The sequence below is a fragment of the Serratia sp. Ser99 genome, assembly GCF_024519545.1.
Lineage (GTDB): Bacteria > Pseudomonadota > Gammaproteobacteria > Enterobacterales > Enterobacteriaceae > Serratia > Serratia liquefaciens.
Genome location: NZ_JALJRT010000002.1, coordinates 465,625 through 487,662, shown reverse-complemented (window position 1 = coordinate 487,662; position 22,038 = coordinate 465,625). Strand labels below are relative to the sequence as shown.

Sequence of the window (22,038 nt, the reverse complement as noted above, 5' to 3'; positions counted from 1 at the left end):
AGGATAACGCATTGCGCCGAGGTTAAAAAGAGGTTGAGCGGGTGATAATTAGCGGGCGCAGCGCTTGCGCCCGCACAGGGAAATCAGAACTTCACCGAACCTTGCAAATACAGAGTTCGTGGCTGACCGATGTATAGCCCCTTGTTGTTATCGTCGTAAGCGCGGGTGAAATATTCATGGTCAAACAGGTTTTTAACCCCGAGGCCCAGATTCAGTCCGGCCATTTCCGGTCCAAAATCATAGGCGGCGCGCAGGCCCCACAGCATATAGCCAGGAATGCGGCCGGTACTGCCATCGGCACTTTCCGCCACGGTGTTTGCATTGTCGGCGAACTGGCTGGACTGGAATTCACTGTTGAGGTTGAACGTCCAACTGCCCGGCGTGTAATCCAGCCCCAGCGTACCTTTATGCTTCGGTGAGAACGGCACCTGGTTGCCTTTGTAGGCGCCTTCCTCACGGATGGTGGCGTTGACATAGGCATAGCTGGCGTAAACCGTCACGTCGTCCAGTTTGGGAGTCAACTGCGACAGATCGTAACGCAGGTTGCCCTCCAGCCCGGCGTGTCGAGTTTTGCCACGTGCGGTGACGCTGTCGGTGACCTGGTTCGAATCATACTGATTATTGAAGTTGATCAGGAACAGGCCAATCTCACTTTGCAGCGCATCGCCTTCATAGCGGGTGCCCAGTTCCCAGGTTCGCGCTTTTTCCGGTTCGATATTGCCGCTGTCGACCGCTTTACCCATCTGGCTGTATTGCACCGTGCCGAACGAGCCTTCGGTATTGGCGTACAGGTTCCAATATTCGTTCAGATGATACATGACATTCAGCGCAGGCAGCGGGGCGTTGTAGCTGACGTCGAGGCGATTATTCTTGATGTAATTATTCTGATAGGAAGAGATATGCTCATAGCGCATGCCCGGCGTGATGGTCCAATCGCCGATATCTATGCGGTCATCAATGTAAAAGGCGTGGGCGTCAGTGCCGGACTGCGTATCGCGATCGTAAGGACTGCTGGTTGAAGGTAATACGCCGCTGCTGGCCTTGCTGTAGTAGCGTAGCTCATGGGTCGATTCGCTGACGTAGCGATAACCTACGCCGACTTCATGCGCCGACTGGCCCCAGCGGAAGCTTTGGCTGTAGCGTGGCTCCACGCCGCGTACCCAATATTCGCGTGGCGAAAGCGTCAGGTTCTTGCCCTGATCGAGATAGCCGCTGCGCAGGGTATAGGTATAGAAACTCTGCACGTCGAATTTGTGTTGCTGATCCGGCTGATATTGATAGCCGAAGTTGGCCAACTGGCGACGGCCCCAGAATTTGTCATAAGGACGCGTAGACTGGAATGGATTGGCGTTGTAATCCGCCCGGCTTAATCCACCCGGCATATCGGCCTGGCCTTCGTAATATTGCAATAAGCTATTAAAGGTGTGCACCTCGTTTGGCGCATAGCGGCTTTTCAACATCACGTCGTCGATTTTGGTCGAACTGTGTTCGCGCCAGTCGCTGCCGCGGGTGCCGGAATAAAGCAACGCGCTGCCAAAGCCGTTGTCGGCGGTACCACCGATCATCAGGTTGCCGGTGCCTTTGGGGTGATCCTGACGGGAGGTCGGGCTAAGTTGGCCCTGCATGCCGGCTTCCATGCCGAAGGTTTTCGGGATGGCCTTGGTGACAAAGTTCACTACGCCACCGACGCTTTGCGGCCCGTAACGTACGGCACCGCCGCCGCGGACCACGTCTACTGCATCCATATTGCCAAGGGATACCGGTGCTAGCGACAGCTGTGGTTGACCATAAGGGGCAAAGGGCACCGGAATGCCGTCCATCAGCACCGTCGAACGGCTGGCCAGGCGCGGGTTCAAACCACGAATGCCGAAATTGAGTGCCATATCGTGGCTGCCGGTGCCGTTATTTTCCGGAGCAACCACGCCCGGCACGCGATTCAGTGCTTCTCGCAAGGTGGTGGCGCCGGTTTTGGCGAACTCTTCTCGGCGCACCACGTCACGCGCGCCGGCGTGTTCAAATACGTCAATCTGACGGCCTTCAGCCAGCCAGTCACCGACCACGGTGATGTCTTGTTCTTGCTGCACCGTCAGCTGTTTGACCAGCGTAAAGCTATTAGCCCCCAACGCCTTGGCCTGCAAGCCGCTGCCTGCCAGCAGTGCGTTCAGCCCCTGATTAACGTCGTAGTTGCCTTTCAACCCTGGTGAACGCTTGCCGGCGGTCAAACTTCCGTCAACGGACAGCGCAATGCCGGCATGGGCGGCAAAGGCATTTAACGCGCCATCCAGATCGCCTGCGGGGATCTGATAAGCGGTAGCGGCAACCGGTGCTGTCTGCGCTGCCAGCAAGGGTGAAGCGAATGCCAGACCCACGGCGACCGCCAGTGGTTGAAGCGGTTTTCCCCAAAAATTGTTCATACCTTCTCCTGATTATTCTATTTTTTGCTGCAGTGTTTTAACTGGAGTCGGATGAAAACGAAAAAGGGACAATCAAGAATGCGATTTTTTATCATTTTCATTTAAATAAATCAGGCGGGGACCACTTTTAACCAATAACGGGTAAAGCTTTGCAGCCGGATCGGCAGCGTTTGGCTGAGCAGCAGGAGTGCGCGATCGGGCTCCTTCAGTGGGAAACTGCCGCTCACGCGTAGGCCGGCAATGGCCGGATCGCAATCCAAACGGCCGTGACGGTAACGCGCCAGTTCGGCAAGCACCTGATCCAGCCGCCATTGACTGACGCTCAGCACGCCGCGGGTCCAGCTGTCGCCGTTGCCGGCAGCCTGTTGTTGGCCGAATGCCACAGCGCTGAAGCTGATTTGTTCCCCGGCGTTGACCCGTCGTTTTTCCTGTGGGAACTGTGCCAGTTGGGCTTCTACGGCGTGTTCAAGCACCGTCAGTTGCGTTTGATCGTCGTTTTCTCGCACCAGGAAATGGGTGCCGAGCGCGCGCATGGCGCCTTGCCGGCTTTCGACCCAAAACGGCCGGTCGTCGCGGCCGGTAATCAAACTGATTTCTCCGCTGTGCAGCAGGATCAGCCGTTTTTCAGCGCTGTAGCGAACATCGACAGCGCTGGCGGTATTGAGTACTAACTGGCTGCCGTCGCTGAGGACGATGGGTTTAATTTCACCGGTAGCGGTACGGTAGTCGGCGCGCAGCTCGCGGCCCAACGGGGACTGAAAGCCCAACCAACTGCCACCGACGCCCAGCAACAGCAACAGACTTTTCAGCAGGGTGCGGCGATCAAGCGTGGACTGGCGGCCGGCCTGGTCGAGCGTGCGATAGCTGAATTTTCCAGGTACGCCCTGCAACTGACTTTGCAGTGCTTCAACGCGTTGCCAGGCCCAGCGGTGATCTTCGTTTTGTTGGTGCCAGGCCTGCCACTGTTGCCGTTGGTGCTCGGTGACGTTTTCGTCGCATAACAGGGCAAACCATTGTGCGGCCATTTTCAGCGCCTGGCGCTGCTCGGGGGTGAGGGTGTGGCTCATTACGGGTATTCGGTTTCCAGGCTGAACAGCAGGCAGTGCTCGGCGGCTTTGGCCATGTATTTTTTTACTGAACTGACCGAAACGCCGAGGCGTTGTGCAATCTCGGCATAGCTCAGTCCTTCGAGCTGCGACAGCAAAAAGGCCTGTTTGATCTTCGGCCCCAGGCCGTCGAGCATGCTGTCGATGTGTTGCAGACTTTCAAGCAGGCTGTGACGCTGTTCGGGTGAGGGCGCCAGCGCCTCCGGCATCAGCGCCAGCATATCCAGATAAGCGCGCTCCAGCGTTTTGCGGCGGAAGAAATCGACCATCACCCGCTTGGCAAGGGTGACCAAAAAATCTTTGGGTTCGCGAATAGCGGCGGCGGAGTCGTTTTTCAGGACCCGCATGAAGGTGTCCTGTGCCAGGTCGTCGGCGTCAAAAGCGCAACCGAGTCGACGTTGCAGCCAGCCCCGCAGCCAACCGTGATGGGTTGCGTAGAGGCGTGTAAGCGCATCTGAGGAAGTAGGGGCTGTGGCTGACATGGGTTCCGCGCTGCCGGTCAAAAAAGATGCGCGGATGATAATTGAGAATGGTTATCGTTTCAAGTTTGACGCCGTCCCTGGCCACGCGAACTTTCAACTTTCACTCAAGCGCAGTCCCGTCGCGGCATCGAACAGGTGGATCGCGTCACGGTTGGGCGCTAACCACAGCGGCTGGTCGCTTTGTGCGTTAATTCGTCCGTTGAACTGTACGTGCAGCCGATAACCGCCCCAGTTGATATGCAGCAGGCTGACATCGCCGGTGATCTCCATCAGTCGCAGTTGGGCGGCAGGTTGCACGCTGGTGTCGACCAGGTGGAAGTCATGGGGACGCAGCCCGAGGATCACCTTGCTGCCTGCCGCAACATGCCGCCATTTTGCGGGCAATGGCAGCCAGAGTTCGCCACAGGCGATGCCAGGCCGGTCGTCGCACGGCATGACGACGCCGTCCAACAGGTTCATTGGCGGTGAGCCGATAAAGCGCGCCACAAAGGTATCGGCGGGGGCGTCGTAGATCTCCAACGGTTTGCCTTGCTGCACGATATTGCCATCTTTCATCACCACGATTTGGTCCGCCAGCGTCATGGCTTCAATCTGATCGTGGGTGACATACACCGTGGTGGTTTTGAACTGCTGATGCAGGGCCTTGATCTCGGCACGCAGCTCCATACGCAGTTGGGCATCGAGATTGGACAACGGTTCGTCGAATAAAAATACCTTGGGATTACGCACCATGGCGCGGCCCATCGCTACCCGCTGCCGTTGGCCGCCGGAGAGTTCTTTTGGATAGCGCTGCAAAAGATGATCGATCGCCAAAATGCGCGCTGCTTGCTGAACCTTGGCCTGCTGCTCAGCCTTGGCTACCTTCATCACCTGCATGTGAAAAGCCATGTTTTCCGCCACCGTCAGGTGCGGATAGAGCGCATAGCTCTGGAACACCATGGCGATGTCGCGGTCGGCAGGATCCAGATCGTTGATCTTCTTTTTATCCAGCAGGATCGTGCCCTCCGTCAGGCTGTCCAGTCCGGCCAACAGGCGCAGCAGCGTGGACTTGCCGCAGCCTGACGGGCCGACCAGCACGGTAAAACTGCCGTCGGGGATCACCAGATCCAAGGGGTTCAATACCCGTTGTTTGCCGTAGTATTTGGCCACTTTTACCAGTTCTACACTTGCCATCAGACCATTTCTCCGGCGCAGGTTTTCAGGGTATTCCAGTCCAGATACTGGCGCGGTGAGCTGCTGATAGCGTGGCTGGCAGCACGAATACCCCAGCGCAGCGCCACTGCTGACGAGTGGCCATGCAGGCTGGCGGTCAGGAAACCGGCGTTGAAACTGTCGCCGGCGCCAATAGTGTCGACCACCTTGATCGGATGTGCCGCCGCCTGCAATAACCGTTCGCCGCACCACATGCGCGCACCGTCCGGACCACATTTCACCACGCAGGCGGCGTCGGCAGGCTGTTGACGATTCAGGGTGCGAGCGGCGGTGTACAGATCCTCACTGCCCGCCATGCCACAGGTTTCCACTTCATTGAGCAGCAAAATATCGCAGAACGGCAGCCAGTCGGCGATTTGTGTGCGTAACGGTTCGCTCCAGCCCTGTGGGGGCCAACCGGTATCAACCGCAATGCGATAGCCGCGCTGGCGCAGGGTCTTCAGCAACGCCGGGTAGTCCGCCAACAAGGTGGTGCACAGGAAGGTGCCGCACAACAAAACGGTGTCGCCGCTGCCGGCCAACACCGGGATCTGATGCAGCACATCGTCTTGGCTGAGGCGGGTAATATGCCCCTGATTGCTAAAAAACGTGCGTTCATTGTCGGGGTGGGTGACGCCGAAAGTCAGCGAAGTTTCGCAACTGTAGATCGGCCAATACGGCGAACTGTCCGGAAACCGCTGCGCCAGCCAGGGACTGAAATAGTCATTGCCCTGATTGGCCACCAGCCGGTAAGGGGTTTCCAGCGCCGCCAGCGCCAGTGCGCAGTTGCCTGCTGAACCGCCGGGGCGCAGTTCACTGTGATCGAGCATCGCTTCAGTTCCTTTCTGCGGCCATTGCTGCAAGGTGCTCATGATCACATCGACGTTGATATTGCCCACCACGTACAGCGTGGGTTTGGTGTTGGTCTTCATCATGTCTATTTTCCCTGAATAAATTAGCCCTTGCTGCCGCCGCTGGTTAAGCCGCTAACCAGGGTTTTTTGCAGCCAGAGGGCAATGAACAGCGGTGGAATGGCAGCCAGAATGCCGACGGCGGCGATCAGCCCGTCATCGGTGGCCCGCCCGGCGGTGAAACCGGCTATGGTCACCGGCAAGGTCTGCGCCTGAATATTGCTGGTAAACAGCAGCGCGTAGAAAAATTCGTCCCAGGCCAGCAACCAGCCGAACAGCGCCGAGGCACCCAATGCCGGTTTGGCCAGCGGCAGGGTAATGTGCAACAGCACTTGCCACTGGCGTAACCCGTCCAGCCGGGCCGCCTGCTCGATGTCGATCGGCAGGGCATCAAACTGGTTTTTCAGCATCCAGGTGAGAAACGGCAGGATCAGCGAGCAGTAGACCAGCACCAGACCGATATGGGTGTTCAACAGCGCCAACTGTTGCAGGATAAAGTACAGCGGCAGCACGAAAGCCACCGGCGGCACCATGTAGATCGCCAGGCTGGCAAACAGCCAGCCGTCGCGGCCGGGGTAGCGGGAAAAGCTGAACGCTGCAGGAATGGCCAGCAATAACGAAATCAGCGTCGCGCCGCATGCAACCAGCAGACTGTTGAACAACGCATGCAGAAACAACGCACCGGGTTGGCCGGGTTGCAACGACAGCAGGCTGACGTAACGCGAAAAATCCCAGTGACGCGGCAGCCATTCCAGCGGCACGCGGGTCAGATCGGCCGAAGAGCTGACGCTCATCAGAAACAGCCATAGCATCGGTGCGAGGATCGACACTGCCAGCAGCAGCGCGGCGCCGTAGCGCAAGAGCAGGCGGAGCTTAGGCTTCATCGGCGAGGCTCCTTCTGCGCTGGCGGAACAGCATCAGCATGTACAGCGCAATCAGCACGCCGCACAGCAAGGTCATCAGCACGGCGTAGGCGGCACCGCTGCCGGCGCGCAGATAGCTGAACGATTCCTGATAGACAAAGAAACTCAGGGTTTTGGTGCTGTCCATCGGCCCGCCGCGCGTCATCACGTAAATGATGTCGAACACTTTGAACGCGTCGATGGTACGCAGCACCAACGCCACTGCCAGCGGCGCCAGAATGGCGGGCAGGGTGATGGCGCGGAATCGTCGCCAGGCAGAGGCGCCGTCCAGTCGGGCCGCCTCGTACAAATCGTCCGGGATGGTTTGCAATGCCGCCAGCGTCAGCAGGGTGATCAGCGGATAGTTCTTCCAAATGTCCGCGAGCATTACCGCGTTGAGTGCCGAAGCCGGGTCTCCCAGCCAACTGCGATAGTGGTCGATCACGCCGAGTTGAGTCAGCAGCGCGTTGATGCTGCCGTAATCCGGGTTGAAATTCAGTCGCCACATCGTGGCGTTGACGATGGTCGGTAGCGCCCAGGGTAAAATCACCAACACCCGCAGCAGATTGCGACCGTGGAATTTTTGATTGAGCAACAGCGCCACCAGCACGCCAATCACCCCTTCAAACGCCACCGAAACCAGGGTGAAATACAGCGTACGCCCCAGCGCCGCCTGAAAGTCAGGGTCGGTCAGGGCATAAAGAAAGTTATCCGCACCGACCCAGGCCGGCGCAACGCCGTCGCCGACCAGCGCCGCATCGGTAAAACTCAGCCACAGGGTACGACCCAGCGGCCAGGCGGTAAGCAGCAGCATCATCAGCAGCATGGGTGCCAGCAGCACCCATGCCTGACGACGCTCACGTTGGGGCAGAGTGAGCATCGTCATCGCTTAACGCAACCGTGCTGCGCTTTGGGTCGCGGCATCCAGCCCGGCCTGCGGCGTGACTTTACCCTGCAGGATTTGCTGTAGGTCCTGCTGCAATCCGTTGGACAGCCGTGAGTAATCCGCGGTTTCGGGGCGCGAAAGCATCACGTTCAACGACTGTTTGGCGGCGGCGATCAGCGGTTCCTGACCTTTCTGCACCGCGGGATCCTCATAGGAGGATTTCCAGATCGGCAGACTAAGCTTGGCGTACTTGTCCTGCACCGGCTGCGAGGTCATGTAACTGATGTACTGCCAGGCCTGATCGGGGTGGGCGCTGGCCTTGGCAATGCCGAGACCCATGGAGCCATTCACCGCAGAAACCTGACCGGCCTCGGAGCCCGGTGCCGGCACGATACCGACGTCGCCGGCCACCTTGCTTTGCTTCGGATCGTTGGCCATGTTGTACATATAGGTCCAGTTCAGTGCGAAGGCTGCATCCCCGTTGGAGAAGGCCTTGCGCACGTCCTCCTCAAGATACTCGCGAGAATTCGGGTTGGTGAGTCCCTTATCCAGTGACGCTTTCATGTAGCTGGCGGCCTGCAGCGAACCCGGGCTGGAGAAGGTGATTTTGCCCTGCTGGATGAACTGGCCCTTGAAGGCCGACACCAGCGTGGTGTAGTCGCAAACCAGCGCTTCGGCCTGTGACCAGCTCCACACCAGCGGGTACTTGACCACGTTTTTCTGCTTCAGAATTTCCGCCTGCTGTTCCAGCTCCTGCCAGGTTTTCGGCGGGGCGGCAATCCCGGCCTTGGCCAGCATGGCCTTGTTGTAATACAGGTATTTGGTGTCGAGGATCCACGGCATGCCCCAGCGCTTGTCTTTGTAGGTGACGGTGGTCATGGCGCCGGCAAAGATTTTGGCGCTGTCGTCGGCGCTGATGCGCGCGGTGACGTCTTGCAGCAGGCCGAACTTGGTGAATTCCGCCGGCCAGATGGCGTCGAACAGCACCACGTCGTAGCCATTGCTGCCGGCACCACGTGCCGCGACGATTTTATCGTGCAGCGCCTCGTAAGGGACAAACTCCAGATTAACGGTGATATCCGGGTGTTGTTTGCTGAAGTCCGCGGTCATGGCGCGGATATCGTTTTCACTGTAGGCCGCCTGGGTCATAAACAACGCGCTAATTTGCGTGGGGGCGGCATAGGCGGATGAGAGACTGAGCGTCAGGGCAGACAAAGTACAGACTGTCGTAGCGGCAAGGGTATGGCTTTTCATTGTGCGTTCTCCGGTGTTAAAAAGATTTTTAAATCAATTTGATTGCTTTATTGGAGGGCACCATACTGCAAAGACGATTTCCCTTTCTGCATAGGCAGTTATGACGACTTCCGGCACTAACCTTGAACATGCTCGCGCACACAACCGGCGCGTAGTGATAGAGGCTATCCGTCTGCACGGAGAACTGACCCGTGCCGAAATTGCCCGGCTGACCTCACTGACGCCGCAAACCGTTTCAAACATCGCAACCGAGCTGGAACAGGCCGGCATTCTCTCTTCGCACCTGCCGCGTCGTGCCGGCGGGCGAGGTCAGCCAGCCACGCCGTTGACCCTTAACCCAGACAGTGCGTATTCCATCGGCATCCATCTGGATCACCAGTCCCTGCTGATGATCGTGGTTGATCTGTCAGGCAGCGTACGTTTCCACCGGCTGATTATGGTGCAAAAGCCGCAACCTGCTGCGACCTTGAAACTGATTTGTGATGTACTGCAAGAAATGCGCCAGCAGCCGGATCTGGCCTGGGGAAAAATGCTGGGGATCGGCGTGGTAATGCCGGGGCCGTTTGGCGTGGAAGGGATTTCGTCGGTCGGGCCGACCACGCTCAACGGTTGGGAAAATATCGATGTGGTGGCTGAACTTAACGCGCAAAGCGGCCTGCCGGTGACGCTGGAGAACGATGCCACCGTCGCCGCCATCGGCGAGCGTTTGCACGGCGTAGCCAGACAGCTGAATTCGTTTATTTATCTGTATCTCGGTACCGGGCTTGGCGCGGGGATTTTCACCGATGGCCGAATTTATACCGGCCATGCGCACAATGCTGGTGAAGTCGGCCACATGATTGTGCAACCGGGCGGGCGCGCCTGCTACTGCGGTAACCAGGGCTGCCTGGAGCGTTATGTCTCTCTGCAGGCGGCCTACGAGAGCTGCGGGCTGGATCCGATGAGCGCCAGACCACAAGACTTGCTGGCATTGCCGCAGTCGCAGATTGACACCTGGCTGGATTCGGCGGTGCCTGCGTTACGTCAGGCGATCAACATAGTCGAATGCATGTTTGACGCTGAAGCCGTGATTATCGGCGGCCTGATGCCGGAAAGCCTCGTGGCGCAACTGATTAAACGGTTGGTGCCGCTGCATCGCTCGGTGCGCAGCAAATACCTCGACGGCCTGCGGGTGCGGCTGGGCACCACCGGTGCGGATACCGCCGCATTGGGGGCGGCGGCACTGCCGCTGTTTGATGAATTCAATCCCCGTTATGAAGTGTTATTGAAGTCATAAAACCCATCCTCCGATTTATATTCTTGCCCAATAATGGTGCAGGCTAATCATTAATCCAATATAAGCAAACGGTTGCTATTTAAGGGCAACCGTTTGCTTATATTCTGCTTATTTTTCGTTGGCTCAGAATATTGTTCGGTGAATTTTATCCTTCTGTTTTTAAACATAAATAGTCAATAAAAAACCGACTGGCACGCGGCTTGCTATTCTTAAATCAACATCTGCGATCGATAAAAAGACCGCCATCGCTCTCCAGGCTGAATTGACTCAGCCGGGTGCTGTGCGCTGGTCGGTAGAGAAGGAAAGCAAAATGAACATGCCATTCACCACGGCGATCCGTGGCAATTTTTTCGACATCGCGGCCTGCGTGGATCATCCGCAGCAATTAGGTCAGCAACTGCGACATATTCCTGACGGGTTAATGCTGCTCCATGAAGGCGCGATTGCCTGGTTCGGCAGCTGGCAGCAGGGCGAATCGCTGTTGCCGCCGGGGTTTGAGGTCGCTCATTATCCGGACAAACTGATCGTGCCGGGTTTTATCGACACCCATATTCACTACCCGCAAACCGAAATGATCGGCGCCTATGGCGAGCAACTGCTGACCTGGCTGAAAAACTATACCTTCCCGACAGAAAGCCAATTTTGCTGCGAACGGCACTCTGACAAAATGTCGGCATTCTTTCTGCAGCAGCTGTTAAGCAACGGCACCACTACGGCGCTGGTATTTGGCACCGTGCATCCTCAGTCGGTTGAAGCGCTGTTCCGCCAGGCGGCGGCGCTGAACATGCGCTTGATTGCCGGTAAGGTGATGATGGATCGCCATGCGCCGGAAGCCTTGCTGGAAAGCCCGGAACAGAGCTACCGCCAAACGCGAGCGCTGATTGAGCGCTGGCACGGCAAACAGCGGCTGAGTTACGCCATTACGCCACGCTTTGCGCCCACCAGCACCCCGGCGCTGCTTGAGCAGGTGCAGCGCCTGCGCCAGGAATTTCCGGATGCCTACCTGCACACCCATCTGAGCGAAAATCTTGATGAAGTGGCCTGGGTAAAAGAGTTGTTCCCCGACAGCCGCAGCTATCTGGACGTGTACCACCAGTACGGGCTGACCGGAGAGAAAAGCGTGTTCGCCCACTGTTTGCATCTGGAAGAACAAGAGTGGGATTGCCTGTGCCAAACCCGTTCGGCGATCGCCTTTTGCCCAACCTCCAATCTGTTTCTGGGCAGCGGTTTGTTCAACCTGCAAAAGGCCTGGCAGAAGCAGGTCAGGCTGGGTATCGGCACCGACGTCGGGGCCGGGACCACCTTTAACATGCTGGAAACGCTGGGTGAGGCTTACAAGGTCGCTCAGCTGCAGCGCTATCAGCTTTCCGCCTGTGAAGCCTTCTACCACGCGACGCTGGGCGGAGCTCGAGCCCTGTCGCTCGACGACAAAATCGGCAACTTCGACGTGGGCAAAGAGGCGGATTTTGTGGTGCTGGATCCGGCCGTGTCACCGCTGCAAAAGTTACGACATGAAAACAGCCGCGAACTGGCGGAGCAACTGTTTGTGTTGATGACTCTGGGTGACGATCGCAATGTTTATCGTACTTACGTCGACGGCAAAGTGGTGTACCAAGCGGCCAAGTGCCAGGAGGCGGCATGATCCAGTTTCTGCTTAATCAAACCCTGAAAACAGAAACCGCACTCGATCCCAACACCACGGTGCTGAACTACCTGCGGCGTGACCTTGGCCGCTGCGGCACCAAAGAGGGCTGTGCCTCCGGCGATTGCGGCGCTTGTACCGTGGTGTTGGCCGAGCCGGAAGGCGATCGGCTGCGCTATCGCAGCGTTAATGCCTGTCTGACCTTCGTCAGCGCGTTGCACGGCAAACAGTTGATCACCGTAGAGGATCTGAAACAGCAGGGGGAATTGCACGGCGTGCAGCAGGCTATGGTCGACTGTCACGGTTCACAGTGCGGTTTTTGTACACCGGGTTTCGTGATGTCGCTGTTCTGCCTGCAAAAAAACACAGCGTCCTATCAACGCGAACAGGCGCAGCAGGCACTGGCCGGCAACCTGTGCCGCTGTACCGGCTATCGCCCGATTTTGGCGGCGGCGCAGCAGGCGTGCGATAACCCTCAGCCAGACAGCTTCGACCACCACCAGCCACAAACGCTGCAACGGCTGCAGGCCATGCGTGCCGCAACGCCGCTGGAGGCTGACGGCAAGCGCTGTTTGCTGCCGCAGAGCCTCGATGAGCTGGCGCGGCTCTATCAACAGCACCCGCAGGCCAAGCTGCTGGCTGGCGGGACCGATCTGGCGCTGGAAATCACCCAGCGGCATCAGGATATCCCGCTGATCATCGCTATTGGCCAAATTGAGGCGCTCAGGCAGGTAAGCTGGCAGGGCGATCGTCTTGTGATTGGCGCCGGCGCCGCCTTGAGTGATTTGTATCCGATGTTGGCCAACTATCATCCGGCCTTTGGTGAACTGCTGGCGCGTTTTGCTTCCCAGCAGATCCGCAATCAGGGCACGTTGGGGGGCAATATTGCCAATGCTTCACCGATTGGCGACGGTGCGCCCTTATTGCTGGCGCTGGACGCGCTGCTGATCCTGCGCTGTGGTGCTACCCAGCGTGAACTGCCGTTGAACGACTTCTTCCTTGGCTACCGCCAAACCGCACTGCAGCCGGGGGAATTTATTGAAAGTATCGTACTGCCTGCCAGCGCACCGGCGGACTTTCGTGCCTGGAAAGTCTCCAAACGCCTGGAAGACGACATTTCGGCCGTGTGCGGCGCTTTTAATTTGACCTTTGATCAAGGCGTTATCCGCAGCGCCCGCGTGGCGTTCGGCGGCATGGCGGCGACCCCGAAACGCGCCGAACTCTGTGAGCAGCAACTGGTTGGGCAGCCCTGGCGGCGAGAAACCCTTGAGCAAGCGGCACAGGCGTTGGCGCAGGACTTTACGCCGCTGAGCGATTTCCGCGCCAGCAGCGCTTACCGTTTGCTGGTGGCGCAAAACCTGCTGCGTCGCTACTTCATTGCGCTGACAGCGCCGCAGCTGGCAATAGAGGTGACCGCTCATGAGTAATCGCAAAGGGACCGAACACACCCAGGAACACCTGGCAGAACGTTTCCGCCAGTCGTTAACCAGCGGCGTAGGCCGCAGCCGCAAGCACGAGAGTGCCGACAAGCACGTCAGCGGTGAAGCGCAATACATCGACGACAGGCTTGAGTTTCCGAACCAATTGCATCTGGCGGCCAGGCTGAGCGAACGGGCACATGCGCAGATCGAAAAGCTGGACCTGTCGGCATGTTACGACTTTTCCGGCGTGGTAAGGGTGATCACCTGGCAGGACGTACCGGGCGAACTGGATATCGCCCCTTTAACGCACGGCGATCCACTGCTGGCGAAAGATAAGGTGGAATACGTCGGACAGGTCATTGCGGTTGTGGCGGCGGAAGATCCGGAAATTGCCTGGCGTGCCGCTCAGGCGATTAAAGTGACCTATCGGGATTTACCGGCACGGTTGGACGTCACTCAATCTTTACGGGAAGGTTTCCTGGTGCAGGAGGCGCATCGTCATCAACGGGGCGACGCCGACCGCGCGTTGGCGCAGGCGAAACACCGCATTCAGGGGGAGCTGCATGTCGGCGGTCAGGAACACTTTTATCTGGAAACCCAGATTGCGTCGGTGATGCCGGCCGAGGACGGCGGCATGCTGGTGTATTCCTCGACTCAGAACCCGACCGAGATCCAAAAGCTGGTGGCCTCGGTGCTCAACCTGCCAATGCACAGAGTGACAATCGATACGCGGCGCATGGGCGGTGGTTTTGGCGGTAAGGAAACGCAGGCTGCCGGTCCTGCGTGTTTGTGCGCCGTGATGGCGCATCTCACCGGGCGACCGGTCAAAATGCGCCTTAACCGCCGCGATGACATGTTGATCACCGGCAAGCGCCACCCGTTTTATATTCAATATGACGTAGGTTTCGACGACAGCGGGCTACTGCACGGGGTGAAAATCAGCCTGGCAGGCAACTGTGGCTATTCGCTCGACCTTTCGGGTTCTATTGTCGATCGCGCCATGTTTCACGCTGATAACGCCTATTTTCTGGAAGATGTGCTGATTACTGGCCACCGCTGTAAGACGCATACCGCTTCCAATACTGCTTACCGGGGCTTTGGCGGGCCGCAGGGCATGATGGCGATTGAGCAGGTTATGGATCATATTGCACGCTATCTGGCGCTCGATCCGTTGGCGGTGCGAAAAACCAACTATTACGGCAAGGATCAACGCAACGTTACGCATTATCACCAGCCGGTGGAGCAGAACCTGCTGCAGGAAATCACCGCAGAGCTGGAGCAAGGTGCCGATTATCAGGCCCGCCGTCAGGCGATCCGGCAGTTCAACATGCAAAATCCAATCCTGAAAAAAGGGCTGGCGCTGACGCCGGTGAAGTTTGGTATTTCCTTCACCGCCGGCTTCCTTAACCAGGCAGGTGCGTTGGTGCTGGTGTACACCGACGGCAGCATTCAACTTAACCACGGCGGCACCGAAATGGGCCAGGGGCTAAACACCAAGGTGGCGCAGATTGTCGCCGAAGTGTTCCAGGTGGACATCGAACGTATTCAAATCACCGCTACCGATACCGGCAAGGTGCCGAATACCTCGCCGACGGCGGCGTCATCCGGCACGGATCTCAACGGCAAGGCGGCGGAGAATGCCGCGCTAATCATTAAACAGCGGCTGATCGAGATGCTGAGCAAACAGCATCAGGTCAGTGCGGAGCAGATTATTTTCAATAACGGCCAGGTCAAAGTGGCCGAGCGTTATTTCAGCTTCGAGCAGGTGGTTGAGCAGGCGTATTTCAATCAGGTTTCGCTCGCCAGCACCGGCTATTACCGCACGCCGAAAATTTTCTACGATCGCGACCAGGCCCGCGGTCACCCGTTCTATTACTTTGCCTACGGCGCGGCCTGCGCGGAGGTGGTGATCGACACCCTGACCGGCGAGTACAAACTGCTGCGCGCCGACATCCTGCACGACGTGGGCGACTCGTTGAACCCGGCAATCGACGTCGGTCAGGTCGAGGGGGGCTTTGTGCAGGGCATGGGCTGGCTGACCAGCGAAGAGCTGGTGTGGGACGAACAAGGGAAGTTGCTGACGAACGGGCCTGCCAGCTACAAAATCCCGGCTATCGGCGATGTGCTTGCCGATTTGCGCGTCAGGCTGCTGGAAAACCGCAAAAACCCCGAGGATACGGTATTTCATTCCAAAGCGGTGGGCGAGCCGCCGTTTATGCTGGGCATTTCGGTATGGTGCGCAATCAAGGATGCGGTCGCCAGCCTGGCGGATTACCGCCTGCAACCCAACATTGACGCACCGGCCACGCCGGAACGGGTGCTGTGGGGCGTGCAACAGATGCTGGCAAGTGACATTGTCACTGAATTGACGCGGGAGAACGGCGATGGACGAATGGATTGAGGCGCTGGCAGAGGCACGCAGGCGCGGCGAGCCCTGCGTGCTGGTGACGCTGGTCGATGAACGGGGCTCCACGCCGCGCAACCGGGGTACCAAAATGCTGGTAACCGCCGAACGTGCGGTGAATACCATTGGCGGCGGCCATCTGGAGTTTCAGGCATTGGCGATTGCCCGCGAAATGCTGCAACAGGCTGCGCCCCAGTTACGGCTGGAACGTTTCCCGCTGGCGGCGCGACTGGGCCAGTGCTGCGGCGGCACCACCAGCGTGCTGTTTGAGCCGATGATATCGCCGCGCCCGCAGATCGCTCTGTTTGGTGCCGGCCACGTCGGGCGCGCGCTGGTGAATATCCTCGCCACGCTGCCGTGCCGGGTGCGCTGGGTGGACGGCCGCGCTGCGGAATTCCCGCGGGTTATTCCCGCCGGGGTGCAGCAAGAAATCAGCGATGAACCACTGGAGATCGTCGACGCCATGCCGCCGGGCAGTTTCTTTATCGTGATGACCCACGATCACGCGCTGGACCTGGCACTGGCGGAGCGAATTTTACGTCGCGGCGACGCAGGGTACTTCGGCCTGATCGGATCGCTGACCAAACGCAAACGCTTCGAATACAAGCTCGGCCAACGCGGCATCAGCGAAACGGCGATCGCCGCCATGCGCTGCCCCCTGGGCCTGCCGGACGTGAAGGGCAAACTGCCGGCGGAGATCGCGGTGGCGGTGGCCGGAGAGGTTATTGCCTGCTACGGACAAGGTTTACGCTGAAAAGGTTTTCATTAAACTGAAGGCCAAAAAGCCTGATGCTTAGGCCAACTCAACATTCTAATCACTTGTTTTTGCTCAAACTGCCAACTGCGCCTAAGCTAGGATGTGGCCTGGGAACTGGGGTTCCCGCGCAATTTATTCTGTGAACATGGAGGAGTTTCGATTTGATGCGTTTATCTACATTGGTGTTGGCGATCGGCATGGCGCTGAGCTCGCAGGCACAGGCAGCAGAAACTAACCCGCACGCTGACCACACCGCGTTGCCGAGTGGTCAGGCGAAGGAGGCTAACGTGACCGGTGAAGCCAACCAGCACAACAATAAAAAGAACCAGAACCCGTTCTTCTACCAAAGTCGCCTGCCGTTCCAGGCGCCGCCGTTCAATTTGATTAAAGAGAGCGACTACGCCCCGGCAATTGATGCCGGTATCAAGCAAAAGCTGGAGGAAGTGGAGAAGATTGCCAACAACCCGGCCAAGCCTGATTTTAAAAATACCTTCGTGGCGCTGGAACAGTCTGGGGCGTTGCTGTCACGCGTGATGAACGTGTTTGGTGCCATGACCTCGGCCAACACCAGTGACGCGCTGCAAAAGTTGGATGAAGAAAGCTCACCGAAGCTGGCGGCGCTGGACGACGCCATCATGCTCAACAGCAAACTGTTCGCGCGTATCAAGACGATTTATCAGCAGCGTGATGCGCTGAAGCTGGATGCCGAATCTCGCCGCCTGGTGGAAGTGACTTACAAAAACTTCGAGCTGGCGGGGGCCAATCTCTCCGACGCCGATAAAACCAAGCTGAAGGCGCTGAACCAGGAAGCGGCGACGCTGAGTACCCAGTTCTCCAACAAGCTGCTGGCGGCGACCAAAGATGGTGCGCTGGCTATCGCCGACAAGGGTAAGTTGGACGGATTGTCTGAGAGCGAACTGGCCGCTGCCGCTCAGGCCGCCGGTGAGCGTAAGCTGGACAAGCAGTGGTTACTGGTATTGCAAAACACCACCCAGCAACCGGATTTGCAAAGCCTGAAAAATCGAGACACTCGCAAGGCGCTGTTTGACGCTTCGTGGAATCGGGCAGAAAAGGGTGACGGCAACGACACTCGCCAGACGATTGCCCGCCTGGCCAAAGTCCGCGCCGAGCAGGCCAAGCTGCTGGGCTTCCCGAACTATGCGGCCTGGAAGCTGCAAAACCAGATGGCCAAAACGCCGGATGCGGCGCTGAGCTTCATGCGTAATATCGTCCCGGCAGCCACTGCGCGTGCCGAACGTGAAGCCAAAGACATTCAGGCGGTGATCGACCAGCAGAAAGGCGATTTCAAGGTTGCCGCCTGGGATTGGCAGTTCTATGCCGAACAGGTGCGCAAGGCGAAGTACGATCTGGATGAATCGCAGATCAAACCTTACTTCGAATTGGATAACGTGCTGAACAATGGCGTGTTCTATGCCGCCAACCTGCTGTACGGCATCAGCTTCAAAGAACGTAAGGATATCCCGGTTTACCAGCCGGACGTGCGCGTGTATGAGGTGTTCGATAAAGACGGCAAATCGATGGCGCTGTTCTATACCGACTTCTTTAAACGCGACAACAAAGGCGGCGGCGCCTGGATGAGCAACTTCGTCGAACAGTCGAAGTTGAAAGGCACCAAACCGGTGATTTACAACGTTGCCAACTTTACCAAACCGGCAGCAGGTCAGCCTGCGCTGCTGTCTTACGACGACGTGATCACCATGTTCCACGAGTTTGGTCATGCGTTGCACGGTATGTTCGCCGATCAGGAATACCCAAGCCTTTCAGGTACCAATACCGCACGTGATTTTGTCGAATTCCCCTCGCAGTTCAACGAGCACTGGGCCAGCGATCCTAAAGTCTTTGCGCATTACGCCAAACACTACAAAACCGGTGAAGCCATGCCGCAGGAACTGGTCGATAAAATCAAAAAAGCCGACAAGTTCAACAAGGGCTACGACATGACCGAGCTGCTGTCTGCGGCACTGTTGGATATGCACTGGCATATGCTGAGCGCCGATCAGCCGCAGCAGGACGTGGATAAATTCGAAGCCGAATCGCTGATGAAAGACAAGATCGATCTCAGCTACGTGCCGCCACGCTATCGCTCAAGCTACTTCAAACACATCTGGGGTAACGGCTACGCCGCCGGTTATTACGCCTATCTGTGGACTGAAATGCTGGCGGATGACGCCTTCCAGTGGTTCAGCGAGCACGGTGGGCTGACGGCGGAGAACGGCCAGCGTTTCCGCGATATGGTGCTGTCGCGCGGCAACAGCCAGGATCTGGAGAAGTTGTACGTCGAGTGGCGCGGTAAAGAACCGAGCATCGAGCCGATGTTGATCAACCGCGGTCTTAAAGACGAATAACAGTTCGCGGCATTGCCCAAAACTCCCAGAAGGGCGCAAGTTTCTTGCGTCCTTTTTTTCGTCGGGACATAGCTGAAACGAGGATTTATCATGCGCCGGATATTTTTGGCCCGTGAGCAATGAAGGACAAAGATGGCAGACCGATCCTGTGGTTGCCAATAAGTCAGGCCCCGCGAGCGGGGCCCAACGTCCTCAGCGGTTAACCACCTTGGCAGGCAATGCAACTACCAGCAATGAACTGATCAGCAGACACCCGGCGAATGCCCACAGAGCGCCGCCGCTTTTACCGGTCAGGTCCAATGCCAGCCCCATCAGCGAGTTACTCACCAACCCGGCAATGTTTGCCAGCGAACAGGCCAGCGCGAAGCCGGTTGCCGCTGCTGTGCCGCGCAGAAAGGTGGCCGGCAGGCTGAAAAACACCGGTACCGCACCAATGATTGCGGCCTGCGCAACAGAGAACAGCAACACCGTGGCGATCACGTTATGGGTGAAGAACGTGCTGCCGGCCATTGCCATCGCGCCGACAATAAAGGGCACGATGATATGCCAGCGACGCTCACGCATGCGGTCGGAACTGGTACCGATCAGCAACATGCCCAGCAGGGCAGCTACGCTCGGTAATGCAGTCAGCAGGCCGATGGTAGTGATGTTGGTCACGCCGGCAGTCTTGATAAAGGTTGGCATCCAAAAGCCCATGGCATAGGCGCTAAGCAGGATCGAGAAGTCAATGCCACCCAACATCCACACTTTGAGGTTAAAGAAACCGTCGCGAAAACTGTGCTTGCTGTGGCTGGCTTCGGCGTCGTCCTGGGCCAGATCGTCTGCAATGCGTTGTTTTTCGTCCTCGGACAGCCATTTGGCCTGTCGATAGTTGTTCGGCAGCACCCAGAACGTGAGTACGCCCAACAATACGCTGGGAATGCCTTCCAGCAGAAACAGCCATTGCCAGCCGTGCAGCCCGTGGCGCATATCAAAATGTCCCATGATCCAGCCAGACAGCGGGCCGCCAAGCACGCTAGACAGGGGCAGGCCGATCATGAACAGCGCAATGATGCGGCCGCGACGGTAAGTCGGGAACCACAGCGTCAGATAATACAGTACTCCTGGCAGGAAGCCGGCTTCCGCTACGCCAAGTAAAAAGCGGATGATGTAAAACTGGTTGGGGGTAGTGACAAACATCGTACAGGCGGAAAGCAGGCCCCAGGTGATCATGATGCGGGCAATCCACACCTTGGCGCCGACGCGCTGCAGGATCAGGTTACTCGGCACTTCAAACAGGATATAGCCGACAAAGAACAGCCCGGCGCCCAGCCCGAAGGCGGCCTCGCTCAGTTGCAATTGGTCGGCCATCTGCAACTTGGCCAAACCGACGTTGATGCGGTCGAGATAGGCGGCCAGATAGCACAAACAGAGGAACGGGATCAGCTTCCAGGTGATTTTGCGGTACAGAAGCGATTCTGCTCCCGCTTTCCCGGTTAACGGGGTTTCAACAATGGCCATGATGATGTCTCCAGGTGGTGCATAGTGGCCTCCGGAGGAGGAGCGTTGTGTGTTTGCTTTTGAGGCGCTTTCCGCGCCTTCTTTATTGTTCAGCTCTCCGTGCAGGTGAAGCTCTGGGTTACAGCCGGTTCAGATAATCGAGGGCCTCCTTTTTAGTCACGACATCACCGTATTTACTGTCGATGTCGAACAGATTAGCCTCATGCGGCCCGGGGTGACGATCGCCTACGCATTCCCGCACGACGATGGTGCGGAAGCCGTGCTGTACCGCGTCCACTGCGCTGGCACGGATACAGCCGCTAGTGGAGCAACCGGCCAACAGTAGGGTATCGACGCCCAGCGCCACCAACATCGGGGCCAAAGAGGTGCCGAAAAAGGCGCTGGCATACTGTTTGGTTAATACCACTTCTGAGGCCAGAGGAGTTACCTGCGTGCAAAAAGCGGCCAGCGGGTTGCCTTCCACCATGTCCTTCATAACCGGAGCTTTTTTCACCCAAATGCCGCCATCGGCAAAATGCCCTGCATGATAGCGGATATTGGTGTGAATCACCGGAATTCCCGTTTGGCGAGCGGTGGCCAACAGCGCCACGCTCTCTTCGACCGCGCTGACCACGCCGGGAGCGAACAGCGGTGCACCCTCGGTTGTGTAGCCCTGCATAAAGTCGATCATCAGCAGGGCCGGATGTCGGCCGAAGCCAATGCGGTTGCCCCAGACGCCGCTGTAATTCTCGGTGAGTGAGTTATCGGCTGCGGATGCCATAGTTGCTCCTTAATAGGCGCCGGACAGCAGGGCACCTGCGCCGGGAACGATCGGCTCCAGCTCCAGTGCGGTCAGCATGGCGTAAGTGGTTGCGATGGCGGCGGTCAATACCGGTTTGCCGGTTTGTGCTTCAACGGTAGCCACCGCCGGTAAGGACGGCATTTGCACGCAGGCGGACAGCACGATGGCGTCAACGTCGCTCAGATCCATCTCGGCGACAATGCCCGGCAGTTTGGCCGGGTCATGGCGTCCCACGGCCAGATTGTCGGCAATCTCCAGTGCCCGCCATACCTTGACCTCAATACCCTCGTGCTCGATATAGTCCACCACCATTTGGGTCAGGGGTTTCATGTAGGGGGCGACTAACGCAATGCGTTTGGCCCCCAGCACTTTCAGACCGTTGACCAGCGCTCCGGCGCTGCTGATGACCGGAGCGCCGGCGTTATTATCTTGCGTCACCTGTGCCAGTCGAGCCTGTGACTCACGGTGATAGCCCAGCCCCATCGACATGATTGCCACCAGGCAGGCATAACCGAGCACGTCGACTTGTGCGTCGGAAAGTTCCAGAGCACAACGGTCGGATTCGGCGTCCATCGCCGCCAACTCCGCCTTGCTGACGTGTTTCATGCGCATGCGGCTGGAGTGAAAGGTGAAACGCTCCGGGCGGATCAGTTGGCGAGCGTTCAGCATCGCCGGAATTTCGGTTTCCATCGTGGTGTTGGAGCTGGGGACGATTTGGCCGATACGGTAATTTTTAGTCATGACA

17 protein-coding genes are annotated in these 22,038 nt (G+C 57.9%); 6 read left to right on the top strand and 11 right to left on the bottom strand.

Features of this window, described 5'->3' with window-relative positions; genetic code table 11:
* Positions 1 to 83 precede the first annotated feature (83 nt).
* The 8 genes from fecA to NR114_RS06265 all read right to left on the bottom strand — a co-directional run bounded on the left by fecA (position 84) and on the right by NR114_RS06265 (position 9,146).
* Positions 84 to 2,414 (bottom strand): TonB-dependent Fe(3+) dicitrate receptor FecA, encoded by a 2,331-nt coding sequence (fecA, locus tag NR114_RS06300; protein WP_256813763.1) that lies wholly within the window; start codon positions 2,412 to 2,414, stop codon positions 84 to 86.
* Positions 2,415 to 2,524: 110 nt separating this feature from the next.
* The gene (gene fecR / locus NR114_RS06295) at positions 2,525 to 3,481 is read right to left on the bottom strand and encodes a ferric citrate uptake sigma factor regulator FecR (protein WP_256813762.1); all 957 of its coding nucleotides are present in this window, start codon (positions 3,479 to 3,481) and stop codon (positions 2,525 to 2,527) included.
* Positions 3,481 to 4,002 (bottom strand): ferric citrate uptake sigma factor FecI, encoded by a 522-nt coding sequence (gene fecI, locus NR114_RS06290; RefSeq protein ID WP_116690541.1) that lies wholly within the window; start codon positions 4,000 to 4,002, stop codon positions 3,481 to 3,483. Before fecI ends, fecR begins: the two co-directional genes overlap by 1 nt.
* Before the next feature lie 93 nt (positions 4,003 to 4,095).
* Positions 4,096 to 5,175: an ABC transporter ATP-binding protein gene (locus NR114_RS06285; RefSeq protein WP_234530199.1), complete on the bottom strand. Its 1,080-nt coding sequence runs from the start codon at positions 5,173 to 5,175 to the stop codon at positions 4,096 to 4,098.
* Positions 5,175 to 6,128 (bottom strand): carbohydrate kinase family protein, encoded by a 954-nt coding sequence (locus NR114_RS06280; RefSeq protein WP_129982907.1) that lies wholly within the window; start codon positions 6,126 to 6,128, stop codon positions 5,175 to 5,177. Before NR114_RS06280 ends, NR114_RS06285 begins: the two co-directional genes overlap by 1 nt.
* Before the next feature lie 20 nt (positions 6,129 to 6,148).
* Positions 6,149 to 6,988 (bottom strand): carbohydrate ABC transporter permease, encoded by an 840-nt coding sequence (locus tag NR114_RS06275; RefSeq protein WP_129940549.1) that lies wholly within the window; start codon positions 6,986 to 6,988, stop codon positions 6,149 to 6,151.
* Entirely contained in the window at positions 6,978 to 7,886 is a 909-nt protein-coding gene (locus NR114_RS06270) for a carbohydrate ABC transporter permease (RefSeq protein ID WP_020826773.1), read from the bottom strand. The genes NR114_RS06275 and NR114_RS06270 overlap by 11 nt, the downstream gene beginning before the upstream one ends.
* 9 nt (positions 7,887 to 7,895) lie before the next feature.
* The gene (locus tag NR114_RS06265) at positions 7,896 to 9,146 is read right to left on the bottom strand and encodes an extracellular solute-binding protein (RefSeq protein WP_234530201.1); all 1,251 of its coding nucleotides are present in this window, start codon (positions 9,144 to 9,146) and stop codon (positions 7,896 to 7,898) included.
* 100 nt (positions 9,147 to 9,246) lie between these two features.
* Here NR114_RS06265 and NR114_RS06260 point away from each other — a divergent pair, with 100 nt between their 5' ends.
* The 6 genes from NR114_RS06260 (at position 9,247) to dcp (ending at position 19,012) form a co-directional block, all read left to right on the top strand.
* Positions 9,247 to 10,422, top strand: a complete 1,176-nt coding sequence (locus NR114_RS06260) for an ROK family transcriptional regulator (protein ID WP_020826775.1) — start codon at positions 9,247 to 9,249, stop codon at positions 10,420 to 10,422.
* A gap of 310 nt (positions 10,423 to 10,732) precedes the next feature.
* Positions 10,733 to 12,064 (top strand): guanine deaminase, encoded by a 1,332-nt coding sequence (guaD, locus tag NR114_RS06255; protein ID WP_048759090.1) that lies wholly within the window; start codon positions 10,733 to 10,735, stop codon positions 12,062 to 12,064.
* Positions 12,061 to 13,491 carry a xanthine dehydrogenase small subunit gene (gene xdhA / locus NR114_RS06250; RefSeq protein WP_234530202.1) on the top strand — a complete coding sequence of 477 codons (1,431 nt, stop codon included), beginning with the start codon at positions 12,061 to 12,063 and terminating at the stop codon, positions 13,489 to 13,491. Before guaD ends, xdhA begins: the two co-directional genes overlap by 4 nt.
* Positions 13,484 to 15,886 carry a xanthine dehydrogenase molybdopterin binding subunit gene (gene xdhB, locus NR114_RS06245; protein ID WP_256813760.1) on the top strand — a complete coding sequence of 801 codons (2,403 nt, stop codon included), beginning with the start codon at positions 13,484 to 13,486 and terminating at the stop codon, positions 15,884 to 15,886. Before xdhA ends, xdhB begins: the two co-directional genes overlap by 8 nt.
* Positions 15,870 to 16,643: a xanthine dehydrogenase accessory protein XdhC gene (xdhC, locus tag NR114_RS06240; protein ID WP_256813759.1), complete on the top strand. Its 774-nt coding sequence runs from the start codon at positions 15,870 to 15,872 to the stop codon at positions 16,641 to 16,643. Before xdhB ends, xdhC begins: the two co-directional genes overlap by 17 nt.
* A gap of 167 nt (positions 16,644 to 16,810) precedes the next feature.
* A complete protein-coding gene (gene dcp, locus NR114_RS06235; RefSeq protein ID WP_020826780.1) occupies positions 16,811 to 19,012 on the top strand; it encodes a peptidyl-dipeptidase Dcp in 2,202 nt (733 codons plus the stop codon).
* 192 nt (positions 19,013 to 19,204) lie between these two features.
* On the opposite strand, the gene NR114_RS06230 is transcribed toward dcp, so the two are convergent.
* From NR114_RS06230 to NR114_RS06220, 3 genes are all read right to left on the bottom strand, one after another.
* Positions 19,205 to 20,512 (bottom strand): MFS transporter, encoded by a 1,308-nt coding sequence (locus tag NR114_RS06230; RefSeq protein ID WP_130015692.1) that lies wholly within the window; start codon positions 20,510 to 20,512, stop codon positions 19,205 to 19,207.
* Positions 20,513 to 20,630: 118 nt separating this feature from the next.
* The gene (locus NR114_RS06225; RefSeq protein ID WP_256813758.1) at positions 20,631 to 21,272 is read right to left on the bottom strand and encodes an N-carbamoylsarcosine amidohydrolase; all 642 of its coding nucleotides are present in this window, start codon (positions 21,270 to 21,272) and stop codon (positions 20,631 to 20,633) included.
* Positions 21,273 to 21,281: 9 nt separating this feature from the next.
* Positions 21,282 to 22,034: an Asp/Glu racemase gene (locus NR114_RS06220; RefSeq protein ID WP_020826783.1), complete on the bottom strand. Its 753-nt coding sequence runs from the start codon at positions 22,032 to 22,034 to the stop codon at positions 21,282 to 21,284.
* Positions 22,035 to 22,038 lie beyond the last annotated feature (4 nt).

Bases quoted from the DNA above. Each gene is read 5' to 3' on its own strand.
- xdhC (WP_256813759.1), top strand. From the start codon at position 15,870: ATGGACGAATGGATTGAGGCGCTGGCAGAGGCACGCAGGCGCGGCGAG.
- NR114_RS06280 (WP_129982907.1), bottom strand. From the start codon at position 6,128: ATGATGAAGACCAACACCAAACCCACGCTGTACGTGGTGGGCAATATC.
- dcp (WP_020826780.1), top strand. From the start codon at position 16,811: ATGCGTTTATCTACATTGGTGTTGGCGATCGGCATGGCGCTGAGCTCG.
- NR114_RS06275 (WP_129940549.1), bottom strand. From the start codon at position 6,988: ATGAAGCCTAAGCTCCGCCTGCTCTTGCGCTACGGCGCCGCGCTGCTG.
- xdhA (WP_234530202.1), top strand. From the start codon at position 12,061: ATGATCCAGTTTCTGCTTAATCAAACCCTGAAAACAGAAACCGCACTC.
- fecA (WP_256813763.1), bottom strand. From the start codon at position 2,414: ATGAACAATTTTTGGGGAAAACCGCTTCAACCACTGGCGGTCGCCGTG.
- fecR (WP_256813762.1), bottom strand. From the start codon at position 3,481: ATGAGCCACACCCTCACCCCCGAGCAGCGCCAGGCGCTGAAAATGGCC.
- NR114_RS06270 (WP_020826773.1), bottom strand. From the start codon at position 7,886: ATGCTCACTCTGCCCCAACGTGAGCGTCGTCAGGCATGGGTGCTGCTG.
- fecI (WP_116690541.1), bottom strand. From the start codon at position 4,002: ATGTCAGCCACAGCCCCTACTTCCTCAGATGCGCTTACACGCCTCTAC.
- xdhB (WP_256813760.1), top strand. From the start codon at position 13,484: ATGAGTAATCGCAAAGGGACCGAACACACCCAGGAACACCTGGCAGAA.
- NR114_RS06285 (WP_234530199.1), bottom strand. From the start codon at position 5,175: ATGGCAAGTGTAGAACTGGTAAAAGTGGCCAAATACTACGGCAAACAA.
- NR114_RS06230 (WP_130015692.1), bottom strand. From the start codon at position 20,512: ATGGCCATTGTTGAAACCCCGTTAACCGGGAAAGCGGGAGCAGAATCG.
- guaD (WP_048759090.1), top strand. From the start codon at position 10,733: ATGAACATGCCATTCACCACGGCGATCCGTGGCAATTTTTTCGACATC.
- NR114_RS06265 (WP_234530201.1), bottom strand. From the start codon at position 9,146: ATGAAAAGCCATACCCTTGCCGCTACGACAGTCTGTACTTTGTCTGCC.
- NR114_RS06225 (WP_256813758.1), bottom strand. From the start codon at position 21,272: ATGGCATCCGCAGCCGATAACTCACTCACCGAGAATTACAGCGGCGTC.
- NR114_RS06260 (WP_020826775.1), top strand. From the start codon at position 9,247: ATGACGACTTCCGGCACTAACCTTGAACATGCTCGCGCACACAACCGG.
- NR114_RS06220 (WP_020826783.1), bottom strand. From the start codon at position 22,034: ATGACTAAAAATTACCGTATCGGCCAAATCGTCCCCAGCTCCAACACC.